This is a genomic window from Brevundimonas sp. GW821-FHT02A10, from assembly GCF_059422025.1.
Map to the genome: position 1 here is coordinate 174082 of NZ_JBWKWC010000006.1, position 12253 is coordinate 186334.

General features: G+C 67.8%; 15 protein-coding genes. 11 read left to right on the forward strand and 4 right to left on the reverse strand.

Annotated features, from left to right (window positions below):
• Positions 1-12: 12 nt before the first annotated feature.
• Positions 13-777 (reverse strand): hypothetical protein, encoded by a 765-nt coding sequence (locus tag AC07U0_RS15935; RefSeq protein ID WP_494720951.1) that lies wholly within the window; start codon positions 775-777, stop codon positions 13-15.
• Positions 778-842: 65 nt separating this feature from the next.
• On the opposite strand from AC07U0_RS15935, the gene AC07U0_RS15940 reads away from it, so the two are divergent.
• From AC07U0_RS15940 to AC07U0_RS15960, 5 genes are all read left to right on the forward strand, one after another.
• Entirely contained in the window at positions 843-2387 is a 1545-nt protein-coding gene (locus AC07U0_RS15940) for a sensor histidine kinase (RefSeq protein WP_494720952.1), read from the forward strand.
• A 20-nt stretch (positions 2388-2407) separates the two neighbouring features.
• A complete protein-coding gene (locus AC07U0_RS15945) occupies positions 2408-2809 on the forward strand; it encodes a response regulator (RefSeq protein WP_494720998.1) in 402 nt (133 codons plus the stop codon).
• Positions 2806-3846: a sensor histidine kinase gene (locus AC07U0_RS15950; RefSeq protein ID WP_494720953.1), complete on the forward strand. Its 1041-nt coding sequence runs from the start codon at positions 2806-2808 to the stop codon at positions 3844-3846. Before AC07U0_RS15945 ends, AC07U0_RS15950 begins: the two co-directional genes overlap by 4 nt.
• A gap of 2 nt (positions 3847-3848) precedes the next feature.
• On the forward strand, positions 3849-4292 hold the full coding sequence (locus AC07U0_RS15955) for an NUDIX domain-containing protein (RefSeq protein ID WP_494720954.1): 444 nt from the start codon (positions 3849-3851) through the stop codon (positions 4290-4292).
• Between the two features lie 108 nt (positions 4293-4400).
• Complete coding sequence (locus AC07U0_RS15960; protein ID WP_494720955.1) at positions 4401-4589, forward strand: CsbD family protein; 189 nt, start codon at positions 4401-4403, stop codon at positions 4587-4589.
• 53 nt (positions 4590-4642) lie between these two features.
• Here the strand turns inward: AC07U0_RS15960 and AC07U0_RS15965 are convergent, their stop codons facing one another.
• The 3 genes from AC07U0_RS15965 to AC07U0_RS15975 all read right to left on the reverse strand — a co-directional run bounded on the left by AC07U0_RS15965 (position 4643) and on the right by AC07U0_RS15975 (position 6970).
• Complete coding sequence (locus tag AC07U0_RS15965; protein ID WP_494720956.1) at positions 4643-5179, reverse strand: hypothetical protein; 537 nt, start codon at positions 5177-5179, stop codon at positions 4643-4645.
• A gap of 64 nt (positions 5180-5243) precedes the next feature.
• Positions 5244-6422, reverse strand: a complete 1179-nt coding sequence (locus AC07U0_RS15970; RefSeq protein WP_494720957.1) for a vWA domain-containing protein — start codon at positions 6420-6422, stop codon at positions 5244-5246.
• A gap of 20 nt (positions 6423-6442) precedes the next feature.
• Complete coding sequence (locus tag AC07U0_RS15975) at positions 6443-6970, reverse strand: GNAT family N-acetyltransferase (protein WP_494720958.1); 528 nt, start codon at positions 6968-6970, stop codon at positions 6443-6445.
• A gap of 75 nt (positions 6971-7045) precedes the next feature.
• Here AC07U0_RS15975 and AC07U0_RS15980 point away from each other — a divergent pair, with 75 nt between their 5' ends.
• The 6 genes from AC07U0_RS15980 (at position 7046) to dxs (ending at position 12253) form a co-directional block, all read left to right on the forward strand.
• Positions 7046-7963 carry a histone deacetylase family protein gene (locus tag AC07U0_RS15980; RefSeq protein ID WP_494720959.1) on the forward strand — a complete coding sequence of 306 codons (918 nt, stop codon included), beginning with the start codon at positions 7046-7048 and terminating at the stop codon, positions 7961-7963.
• Between the two features lie 42 nt (positions 7964-8005).
• Entirely contained in the window at positions 8006-8653 is a 648-nt protein-coding gene (locus tag AC07U0_RS15985; protein ID WP_494720960.1) for a histidine phosphatase family protein, read from the forward strand.
• A 40-nt stretch (positions 8654-8693) separates the two neighbouring features.
• Positions 8694-8942, forward strand: coding sequence for an exodeoxyribonuclease VII small subunit (locus tag AC07U0_RS15990; protein WP_494720961.1), 249 nt, complete (start codon positions 8694-8696; stop codon positions 8940-8942).
• The gene (locus AC07U0_RS15995) at positions 8942-9307 is read left to right on the forward strand and encodes a tRNA-binding protein (RefSeq protein ID WP_494720962.1); all 366 of its coding nucleotides are present in this window, start codon (positions 8942-8944) and stop codon (positions 9305-9307) included. The genes AC07U0_RS15990 and AC07U0_RS15995 overlap by 1 nt, the downstream gene beginning before the upstream one ends.
• A gap of 41 nt (positions 9308-9348) precedes the next feature.
• Complete coding sequence (locus tag AC07U0_RS16000) at positions 9349-10224, forward strand: polyprenyl synthetase family protein (protein ID WP_494720999.1); 876 nt, start codon at positions 9349-9351, stop codon at positions 10222-10224.
• A gap of 118 nt (positions 10225-10342) precedes the next feature.
• Entirely contained in the window at positions 10343-12253 is a 1911-nt protein-coding gene (dxs, locus tag AC07U0_RS16005) for a 1-deoxy-D-xylulose-5-phosphate synthase (protein WP_494720963.1), read from the forward strand.

Here is a 12253-nt window from a genome sequence, read left to right on the forward strand (position 1 = left end):
GGGCGGCGGTCCTCAGTTCACGCTGGTCCACCCGCCCGCCGAGGCGTTGCGGGCCGCGTCATTGACGGGGCGGGCGATCAGGCCGGACTGGGTGATCCAGACCTCATAGCGGGCCCCGTCGGCCATCGGCATATAGGCCGCGCCGCCGTACAGGGTGTCGACCGCATCGACATAGCGGCGATAGCGGCGCGCGGCGTCCCAGGCGCTGATCTTCCACGGCACGGTCGTACCCAGAACCTTCACCCGCTCGTCGCCGCCCGACAGGGCGTGGACGCTTCGGGCGCCGGTGCGCTCCTGCTCGATATTCTCATAGCGGCCAGACAGCCGGTCCAGCCGGTACTGGGTATCCAGCCCCAGGACATTGGCCCATGGCTTCCACTTCAGCACCTGGGCCTCGATGCGCCAATCGTCGCCATTGACGGGATAGACCGCGACCCGTTCCGGCTCGTCCTTCGAAACCGGCGGCTGGATGACGGTGACCTCGAAATACTGGGGCGCCAACTTCCTGAGCTGGATGGTCGCCACCGGCCGCTCATAGGTCAGCCGGGCATAGGTCTGGACGTTCAGCGCCAGCAGGGTCAGGGCCAGCGCGGCCCAGAGAACCGCACCACCGCCGACCATCTTCAGGATGCCGCTGAACGGTCGGCCCCGGAACAGCGAAACCAGCCCGTTCAACACGAACAGGGCGCTCACAAAGGCCACCAGGGCCGGAACTACCCACCACCACGAAACCATATCGACGGCGCTCCCCAACAGCTCGGCCGTTCTGACAACCATCTCGCGACCCCTCCGGTTGCGTGACGGCGCTGGACAGTGGCCAAACCCCGGCTAAAGCTTGTCTCATGTCAGTGGATACCGCCAGCCGCTTCCCCTCAGTGGGGCGTTTCTCGAAGTGGCGTGAGTTCCTGCGAACCTCGTCTCTCGCCCGTTCCGTCGTGCTTCTGCTGACCGCGGCCCTGGTTCTGCTGCTGCTGGTCAATGTCTCGACCTTCATCATGATCAGCAGCACGGCCGCCTTCAACGCCCAGGTCGACCAGACCTGGCAGTCGCGCCGCGTCGCCCGCAGCATCGTCCTGAACATCCAGGGGGCGGAGACCGCCCAGCGGGGCTTCCTCCTGACCGGACAGCCCGGCTTCCTCGTCACTTTCGAGAAGAACAAGGGAGCGCTCGCGGCCATCTTCGCCGACTTCGAGACGCGCGCCGCCGGCGACGAGGTCTCCCTGGCTTCGGCCGAGGCCCTGACCCGGATCAGCCGCGACAAATATATCGAGATGTCCGGCACCCTGGACCTCGCGCGTCAGGGGCGCATCGGCCAGGCGGTCAGCCGGGTGCGGACGGGGCAGGGGCAGGCCCTGACCGAACAGCTTAATGCCGAGATGACCCGGCTGGACGCCCACATCGGCCAGACGCTGGAGGATCGCCGCGCCCGGTCCGAGCGCGGAGCCTTCCTGACCGTGACGATCAACGCCATCGCCGGCCTGCTGATCCTCGTCCTCGCGGTGATCATCCTGATGCTGGTCCGGCGCTATCTGGCCGAGATCAACGCCGCCCGGTCCGAGCTGGACCGCGTCAACGCCGGTCTGGAAGAGACGATCAAGGCCCGCACCGGCGCGCTGGTCCGCGCCAACGAGGAAGTCCAGCGTTTCGCCTATATCGTCAGCCACGACCTGCGCTCGCCCCTGGTCAACGTCATGGGCTACACCTCCGAGCTGGAGCAGGCGGGGAAGACGATCGACCGCGCCATCATCAAGGCCGAGGCCGAACGCGAGGTCGATCCCGAGGTCGTCACGGCCGTGCGCGAAGACATGCCCGAGGCCATCAACTTCATCCGCGCCTCCACCGAGAAGATGGACCGGCTGATCAACGCCATCCTCAAGCTGTCACGCGAGGGCCGCCGCAACCTGGTCCCCGAGAGCCTGGACATGACCGCCATGGTCGGCCGCATCGCCGACAGCATGCGTCACCAGACCGAGGAGAAGGGGGCCGAGATCGTCGTCGAAACCCTGCCCGCGTTCGAGAACGACCGGCTGTCGATCGAACAGGTGTTCGGCAATCTGATCGACAACGCCGTCAAATATCTCAGCGCGGATCGGCCCGGCCACATCGTCGTCTCGGGACGCGACGTCCCCGGAGGCTGGGTCGAATATTCCGTTGCCGACAACGGCCGCGGCATCGCTCCGCGAGACCACGAACGGGTTTTCGAGCTGTTCCGCCGCGCCGGTCGTCAGGACACGCAAGGGGAGGGGCTGGGCCTCGCCTTCGTGCGCAACAGTGTTCGCCGACTGGGTGGCGAGATCACGCTTGAGTCCGTCCTCGGCGAGGGCTCGACATTCCGCCTGAAATTCCCCAAACGCCTGATCCTCGACGAGGCTGGAGACGCACTGTGAGCACCCCTGTAAAGATCGTCATGGTCGAAGACGATCATGGCCACGCCAAGCTGATCGAGAAGAACATCCGCCGGGCCAACATCTCCAACGAGATCGTGCATTTCGATTCCGGCCAGCCGGCGCTGGACTATCTGTTCTCTGACGAAATCCGCTCCAACGGCCCGATGCTGATCCTGCTGGATCTCAACCTGCCGGATATGCAGGGCACGGACATTCTGGCCGAGGTCAAGAAGGACGAGCGCCTGCGCCGCGCGCCCGTCGTCGTCCTGACCACCACCGACGACAAGACCGAGATCCAGCGCTGCTATGACCTGGGCTGCAACGTCTACATCACCAAGCCCGTCGACTATGAAAGCTTCGCGGGCGCCATCCGCCAGCTCGGCCTGTTCCTGTCCGTGATGCAGGCGCCCGAGATCGAATGACCGATTCCAGGCCGGCGATCCGGCTCCTCTACATCGATGATGACGCCGGTCTGGCCCGGCTGGTCCAGAAGGAACTGGGCCGGCACGGCTATGAGGTGACCTGCGCCGGCGACGGTGATGCTGGGCTGGAGGCTCTGGCCGCAGCGACTTTCGATGTCTGCGCCCTGGATCACTACATGCCGGGCCGCGAAGGCCTGGACGTCCTGCCCGACATCATGGCCATGCCCGCCCCCCCGCCGGTCGTCTATGTGACGGGCGCGCAGGAGGGCCGCATCGCCGTCGCCGCCCTGCGCGCGGGCGCCGCCGACTATGTGATCAAGGACGTGTCGGAGGACTTCACCTCCCTGTTGCGCTCGGCGCTGGAAGACGCCCTGCTGCGCCGCCGCCTGCAGCGCGAGAACGAGGAGGCCGTCGAGCAGGTCCGTCTGGCCCGCGACCGCGCCGAGGCCATGCTGCGCGAGGTCAATCACCGGGTCGGCAACTCCCTGCAACTGGTCTCGACCTTCATGTCGCTGCAGTTGCGCCATCTGGCCGATGACGGCGCCCGTGCAGCCCTGCGCGAGGCCCAGGCGCGGATCGAGGCCGTGGCCCACGTGCACCGCCGCCTCTATACCTCGGGCGACATGTCCTCGGTGGCCATGGATGAGTATCTGGCCGGTCTGATCGACGAGCTGGGCAAGTCGCTGGGCCCCGACGAAGGCTCTCCGACCCTGATCCTCGAAGCCACCCCCATGCGGGTCTCGACCGATCAGGCGGTGTCGCTGGGCGTGGTGGTCACCGAACTGGTCACCAATGCCGTCAAATACGCCTATGCGCCGGGGCAGGGGGGCGAGATCCGCGTCATCCTCAAGCCCGACGCCGAGGGCCGCGCTTTGCTGACCGTCGAGGACGACGGCCCCGGCATGGGCGACGGCGCGCCCAAGGGCACGGGTCTGGGCGGCAAGATCATCTCCGCCATGGCCTCGGGCCTGCGGTCGGCGATCGAGTTCGACCACGGTCACAAGGGCGTCCGCGCCCGTCTGGCCTTCGACCTCTGACCATGGCGGTCGCGCTCCAGTTCGGTCGTCGTGATCCGGGCGTTGACTATCCCGAACGGCCTACGGCCTTCGGCCTGGTGTTCCACGACCAGAAGCTGGCCTGCGTCCGCGTCGAGCGCGCCCGGTCCTACTACGACCTGCCCGGCGGGGCGGTGGAGGCCGGTGAGACCGAGGAGGAGGCGCTGATCCGCGAATTCCTCGAGGAGACCGGCATGACCGTGCGCCCGGTCGAGCGGATCGCCGAGGCCGGCCAGTATTTCCGCAAGTCCGACACGCGGCCAATGAACAATATCGGCGGCCTGTGGATCGCCGAGATGATCGCCCTGAACCCGGCGGTCAAGGTCGAGGCCGACCACGAACTGGTCTGGCTGCACCCGCGCACGGCCCTGGCCGAACTGCGCCACGACGCCCATGCCTGGGCGGTCGCGAAATGGCTCAGGACTTGAGCGTACGGCACCGTACACCCTTGGCCGTAGCGGGAACTCCCGGCGGTCCGAAGGGTTGATTATCCGAAGCGTCGCTTCCCTCGCGACGCAGTGCAAACGGAGATTCCGATGCCCGATCAAGATCGTATCGACGGCGCCGCCAAGAACATCGGCGGCAAGATCAAGGAAGCCGCCGGCAACGTCACCGGTGACGAAAAACTGAAAGCCGAAGGCAAGGCCGACCAGCTTTCCGGCAAGGTGCAGAACGCCGTCGGCGGCGTGAAGGACTCGCTCCGCGACGCCGATCGCCGCAACTAGTCTCTGCCCATTTCATCGAAAACGCCGTCCGTTCGCGGGCGGCGTTTTTGCGTTCAGTCGCCGCCGAGCTTGAAGGTCAGGCCGTCGCGGGCGGGTGCGGGACCCGACGCCGGCGTGCAGCGACGTTCGAAATTGACGCCGCCGCTCCCGGTGGCGGTGGGGCGCTCCTCGCAGACCTCGGCGGCCGGGGCGCCCGCGCTGGACGCCATCACGCGCTGCGGCGGGGCGCAGGTCAGCTCGTAGCCGCCTTGGCCATTCGAGACCTGACGGCACCCCTCGACACCGCTGGGCTGAAGACCGGGCGGCAGTCGGTCCCCGAGCACCGCGGCCAGCTGGGTCCGCACCCGGGCCTGACACAGCTCCATCGACGCCTCCTTGCGGATCATCGGGCTGCACTGCGACCGCTCCCAGGCATAGGGGTCCGCCAGCGCCCAGCCGGGAATCTCGGGGGCGGGCGGGACGGCGGGCGGCGCTTCGGCGGGCGGCTGCGCCTCGGCCGGCATCTCGGCGTCCGCGGCGGGCGGCGGGTTCCAGGAGATCATCCCGGCGGCCTGTTGCAGCATCAGGGCGGCGACGACGGCGGTCAGCATCACGGATACTCCTGAAAGACAGACCCAGATTGCACCCGCCAGAAGCGAAAAGCTACCGCGCCGCTTAGCGGGTCAGGGCCCGCATCGCCCGGTCCAGCCCGTCCAGCGTCAGGGGGAACATGCGCTGGTCCATGACCTCGTCGATCAGCTTCACCGAGGCGGTGTAGCCCCAGTATTTCTCGGCGACCGGGTTCAGCCAGACCGACTTGTCCCACTGTTGGCGGGCGCGTTTCAGCCAGACCGCGCCGGCCTCCTCGTTCCAGTGCTCGACCGAGCCGCCGGGCATGGTCACCTCATAGGGGCTCATGGTCGCGTCGCCGACGAAGATGGCCCGCCAGTCGCCCGGATATTTGTTGAGCACCTCCCAGGTCGGGGTCTGCTCGGAATGGCGGCGGCGGTTGTCCTTCCACACCCCCTCGTAGAGGCAGTTGTGGAAGTAGAAGAACTCCAGGTTCTTGAACTCGGTCTTGGCGGCCGAGAACAGTTCCTCGACCATCTTGATATGGCCGTCCATCGAGCCGCCGATGTCGAGGAACAGCAGGACCTTGATCGTATTGCGCCGCTCGGGCCGCATCTGGATGTCCAGCCAGCCCTGACGCGCCGTGCCGTCGATGGTGCCGTCGATGTCCAGCTCGTCCGCCGCCCCCTGCCGCGCGAACCGGCGCAGGCGGCGCAGGGCGACCTTGATGTTGCGCGTGCCCAGCTCGACCGTGTCGTCCAGGTTCCGGTACTCGCGCTTCTCCCAGACCTTGACCGCCCGACCCTGTTTGCCGGGCCCGCCGATGCGCACGCCCTCGGGGTTGTAGCCGCCGTGGCCGAAGGGGCTGGTGCCGCCCGTGCCGATCCATTTGGACCCGCCCTCGTGCCGTTCCTTCTGCTCCTCCAGACGCTGCTTCAGCGTCTCCATCAGCTTGTCGAACCCGCCGAGCGCCTCGATCTCGGCCTTCTCCTCGTCGGTCAGGTATTTGTCTGTCAGCAGCTTCAGCCAGTCCTCGGGGATATCCGTGGTCAGGTCGTCGCCGATCCCGACGCTCTCCACGCCCTTGAACACCTTGCCGAACACCTGGTCGAAGCGGTCGTAGTGCTTCTCGTCCTTGACCAGAACCGCCCGTGACAGGTGGTAGAAGTCCTCGACCCGGCCGCCCGCCACGTCCTTGTCCATGGCCTCCATCAAGTGGAGCCATTCCTTGGTCGAGACCGGAACCTTGGCCTCGCGCAGGGCGGTGAAGAAGGGCAGCAGCATCGGGCGAAACTGAACCCTGATCAGTCTCGCCGCAAGATGAACTCGTGGTCGCGCCAGTCGCCGACCGGATAGAGGTATTCTCCGGCCTTGGCGAAGCCGTAGGCCTCGTACAGCCTCTGGGCCTTCACATTGCCGCTCCAGACCCCGATCCACAGCGGGCCGTCGGTATTGGCCTCCATCCACGCCAGTGACAGCTTCAACAGCGTCGTGCCCAGACCCAGCCCCTGGGCCCCCGTGCCGACGTAGAGGCGGCGCAGCTCCATATTGGCGGGCGTCGCGTCGGGGTGGGGCAGGCCGTTCGGCCCGGCGTTGGCGAAGGCCAGCAGCTCGCCGTCCCGCTCGGCTACCCACCACGCGGCGTTTGGCTCGGCCAGCTTCTTCGCGGTCGCCGCCACGCCGAAGCTCGATTCCAGATAGTCCTCCAGATCGACGGGCGGGTAGGGGATGCCGAAGCCGTCGACGAAGGTCGCCACGAAGGTCTGGCGGCCCAGCGCCGACAGGGCTTCGGCGTCTTCGGCGCGGGCAGGGCGGATCGTGATGTCGTTCATGGCGGGGGATTACCGCGCCCGAAGGCCCTCGTCATCCGCGACAATCCTGATCGGAGGTCCTAACGTATTTATCGCATGGTTCCCCTGTTCACCCATTCGCACATGGTCGCCCACAACGCCGGCGAGGGTCACCCCGAGCGGCCGGCGCGGCTGACGGCCGTGCTCGACGCGCTGTCGGACGCGGGTCTCGCCCGCGATAGACGCGAAGCCACCGAGGCTGCCGTCTCCGATCTGGAGCGGGTTCACCCGTCCGCCCACGTCGCCCGGCTGCTGGCCGCCGAGCCTGCGACGGGCTTCAACCAGCTCGACGCCGACACCGTCCTCGCCCCGGGCAGTCTGCGCGCCGCCCGTCTGGCCGCCGGCGCGCCGGTCGACGCGGTGCGGGCCATCGCCGCCGGCGAGCTGACACGCGCCTTCGCCGCCGTCCGTCCGCCGGGCCACCATGCCGAACCGGACAGGGCCATGGGCTTCTGTCTGTTCTCCAATGTCGCCGTCGCCGCTCGCGTGGCTCAATCGATCGGCATGGCCCGCGTCGCCGTGGTCGATTTCGACGTCCACCACGGCAACGGCACCCAGGCAGCCTTCGAGGACGACGACAGCCTGTTCCTGGCCTCCATCCATCAGTCGCCCCTCTATCCGGGCAGCGGAGCCGCGTCCGAGACCGGGGTCGGCAATATCGTCAACGCCCCCATCGCGCCCCATGCGGCCCGCGAGCACTGGCGCGCGGCCTTCGCCGGGACCCTGATGCCGGCGCTCGACGCCTTTGCTCCCGACCTGATCCTGATCTCCGCCGGTTTCGACGCCCACCGCCGCGATCCGCTCGCCCACCAGTCGCTGGAGGCCGAGGATTTCGCCTGGGCGACCCGCGCCGTGGTCGAGGTCGCGCGTCGTCGATGCGGAGGCAAGGTTGTGTCCTCGCTCGAGGGCGGTTACGACCTAGAAGGGCTCGGCCGTTCGGCGGTGGCTCATGTTCAGGCACTGGGGGAGGACTAAGGGACGCAGAACGCAGGGTAATTCCGCTCGCATCCTTTCATCATGACCCTCCCGGCCCGTACCCTCGACACCCCCGAATCCCTGCCTGCTGCTGGTGAGGCGCGCCTTCCGGCGACCAAACCCGGCGCCATCGTCCTGACCCGGCACGGCGAACCGGCCCTGTCGCGCAAATGTATGCTGACCTCGGATCAGTACCGCGACTGGTGGGCTCGCTATGAAGTCGGCGGCCTGCGCCCCGGCCAGACCCCGCCGCCCGAGCTGCTGGCTACGGCCGCCGGCGCCGGGGTGATCTTCGCCTCGACCCGTCAGCGCGCCCAGGAAACCGCCGCCGCCATCTCGGCCGGACGTGAGGTGACCTCGGACGTCCTGTTCATCGAGGCCCCCCTGCCGCCGCCGCACTTCCCGGCCTGGTTCAAGCTGCCGCCCAAATACTGGGGCGCCGTGGCCCGCTTCTGGTGGCACGCCTTTGATCATCACGAGGGCCAGGAAACCCGGGCTGAGGCGGAAAGTCGCGCCGCCCGCGTCGCCGCCCTGCTGATCGAGCGCGCCGGGACCGGCGAGGACGTGCTGGTCCTGGCTCACGGCTATTTCAACCACATGGTCGGCGCCTGTCTGAAGGCGCGCGGCTGGGCCCTCGTCCACAACCAGGGCTTCAAATACTGGTCACAGCGTCGCTACGAGCGGCGTTGAGGCTTGGCGAGGCCGCCGCGCCCCGCCATAACGGTCCGTAATGACCGACGCCGCTTCCCCCACTTCCGATCTCTCCTTCGAGGATGCCCTCGCGCGCCTGGAAAACATCGTCTCCCGCCTCGAGTCGGGTCAGGCGCCGCTGGAGGAATCGATCACCCTCTATGAGGAGGGCGCGCGTCTGAAGGCCCATTGCGAGGCCCGGCTCAAGGCCGCCCAGCTCCGCGTCGAGAAGATCGTCGTCGGCGCCGACGGCCAGGCGAAGGGCGTCGAGCCCGCCGAGTTCAACTGATGGCCGGGGTCGCGACGGCCTCTGTTGCGGACCGCATCGTCTTCGACGACTTCATGAAGGTCGATATCCGTATCGGCCGGGTGCTCAAGGCCGAGGCCTTCCCGGAAGCCCGCAAGCCGGCCTTCAAACTGACCATCGACTTCGGACCGGACATCGGCGTCAAACGCTCTTCGGCCCAGATCACCAAACTCTACACGATCGACCAGCTGAAAGACCGCAAGGTCGCCGCCGTCGTCAACTTCCCGCCGCGCCAGATCGGACCCTTCATGTCCGAGGTCCTGACCCTGGGCTTCCCGGACGCCGACGGCGAAGTCGTCCTCGTCGGGGTCGACCGCGACGCCGTGATCGGGGGGCGGCTGTTTTGAAATCGCCCAAGCCCCACGCCGCCAACTCCCCGGAACAGTCGGTGATCGACCGCGTCGCCGAGGTCGCCGACCTCGTCACCGTCGCCCTGGATCAGCTGCTGCCCCGCGCCGATGGCCCCGAATCCCGCCTGACCGAGGCCATGCGCTATGCGGCGCTCGGCCCCGGCAAGCGTCTGCGGCCCTATTTCGCCATGGAGGCGGCGCGGCTGTTCGACATCGAGGAGCGGCCGGTGCTGCGCGCCGCCTGCGCCCTGGAATGCGTCCACGCCTATTCGCTGGTCCATGACGACCTGCCGGCCATGGACAATGACGACATGCGTCGCGGCCGTCCGACCCTGCACATCGCCTATGATGAGGCGACCGCCATCCTCGCCGGCGACGCGCTGCAGACCGCCGCCTTCGACATCATCCTGCACGAGGACACGCACGAGGACGCCAATGTCCGCTGCGAACTGGCCCGGCGCCTGTCCTATGCCTCCGGCGCCCGCGGCATGGCCGGCGGCCAGATGATCGATCTGCTGGGCGTGCGCGACGACCTCGGCGGCGTCGCCCGGATGCAGCGGCTCAAGACCGGCGCCCTGTTCACCTACGCCTTCGAGATCCCGCTGATCATCGCCGATGCCCGCGAAATCCATCAGCAGGCCCTGATCAATTTTGCCCACGACATCGGCCTGGCCTATCAGATCGTCGACGACCTGCTCGACGTCGACGGCGACGAGGACATCCTCGGCAAGGCCGCCGGCGGCAAGGACGCGGCCATGGGCAAGACCAATTTCGTCACCCTTCTGGGCGTCGAACAGGCCCGCCACCGCGTCGCCCATCTGGCCGATCAGGCCCGCAGCCATCTGGACGTCTTCGGCCACGACGCCCTGAACCTTCAGGCCAGCGTCGACTACGTCCTGAACCGGCGCTCCTGAACCGTTTCTGGACCGATTGTCCACGGGGGGAACATCTTGTGCGCCTGAGGCTTGCCTAAAGTCCCCGGCGACGACATGGACACTCGCGCCTTTTCCGATCTCGGACTACATAGTTGAAATGCCTGAGACCCCTCTGCTCGACACCGTCAACGTCCCCGCCGACTTTCGCGGGTTCGACATCGCCCAGCTCAAGCAGCTGGCGGACGAGGTTCGGGCCGAAACGATCGACGCTGTCTCGGTCACCGGCGGCCATCTGGGCGCGGGTCTGGGCGTGGTCGAGCTGACCACGGCGCTGCACGCCGTCTTCGATACGCCGAAGGACATCCTGATCTGGGACGTCGGCCATCAGTGCTATCCGCACAAGATCCTGACCGGCCGTCGCGACCGCATCCGCACCCTTCGCCAGCCGGGTGGCCTGTCCGGCTTCACCAAGCGCAGCGAGAGCGAATACGACCCGTTCGGCGCCGCCCACGCCTCAACCTCCATCAGCGCCGCCCTCGGCTTCTGCGCCGCCCGCGACCAGAAGGGCGAGACCAACAAGGTCGTGGCGGTCATCGGCGACGGCTCGATGTCGGCCGGCATGGCCTATGAGGCGATGAACAACGCCGCCGAGACGACCGGCCAGCTGACGGTCATCCTCAACGACAACGACATGTCGATCGCCCCCCCGGTCGGCGGCATGAGCGCCTACCTGGCCAAACAGGTCTCGGGCGGCGCCTACCAGAATTTCCGCAAATTCGGCCGCGACGTCGTCCAGCACATGCCTCGCCCGTTCCGCGAGGCGGCGCGCAAGGCCGAGGAATACGCCCGCGGCATGATCGTCGGCGGCACCTTCTTCGAGGAGCTCGGCTTCTACTACATCGGCCCGGTGGACGGGCACGACATGGACAATCTGGTCCCCATCCTGAAGAACGCCGCCGCCATCACCGACCGTCCGGTGGTGGTCCACGTCGTGACCCAGAAGGGCAAGGGTTACGCCCCCGCCGAATCCAGCGCCGACAAGCTGCATGCGGTGGTCAAGTTCGACGTCGTCTCGGGCAAGCAGTCCAAGTCCGTCTCCAACGCCCCCAGCTACACCAAGGTCTTCGGAACCGAGCTGATCAAGCGGGCCGAGCGCGATCCGTCGATCGTCGCCATCACCGCCGCCATGCCCTCGGGCACGGGCCTCGACCTGTTCGGACAGGTCTTCCCCAAGCGGACCTATGACGTCGGCATCGCCGAGCAGCATGCGGTGACCTTCGCCGCCGGCCTGGCCGCCGACGGGATGAAGCCCTTCTGCGCCATCTATTCGACCTTCCTGCAGCGCGGCTATGACCAGGTCGTCCACGACGTGGCGATCCAGAAGCTGCCGGTGCGGTTCGCCATGGACCGGGCCGGGCTGGTCGGGGCCGACGGCTCGACCCACGCCGGGTCGTTCGACATCGGCTTCATGGGCGCGCTTCCGGGCATGGTCCTGATGGCTGCCGCCGACGAGGCCGATCTGGCCGCCATGATCGCCACCGCCTGCGAGATTGACGACCGCCCCTCGGCCTTCCGCTATCCGCGCGGTGACGGCGTCGGCGTCGAAATCCCCGAACTGGCCGCCCCGCTCGAGATCGGTAAGGGCCGGATCGTGCGCGAGGGCACGGCCGTCGCCATCCTGTCGCTGGGCACCCGCCTGCAGGAATCGCTCAAGGCCGCCGACCTGCTGGCCGCGCGCGGCGTCTCGGCCACCGTCGCCGACGCCCGTTTCGCCAAGCCGCTGGACGCCGACCTGATCCTGCGTCTGGCGCGCGAGCATGAGTGCCTGATCACGGTGGAGGAGGGCGCTATGGGCGGCTTCGGCGCCTTCGTGCTCCAGCTCCTGGCCGAGAAGGGCGCCCTCGACGGCGGCCTCAAGGTCCGCACCCTGCATCTGCCCGACGTCTTCCAGGACCAGGACAACCCGGCCGCCATGTACGCCACAGCCGGCCTCAACGCCGAGCAGATCGCCGCCTCCGCCCTCGTGGCTCTGGGGGTCGCGGACGGGCGCGGAGCGGTTCGGGCCTGA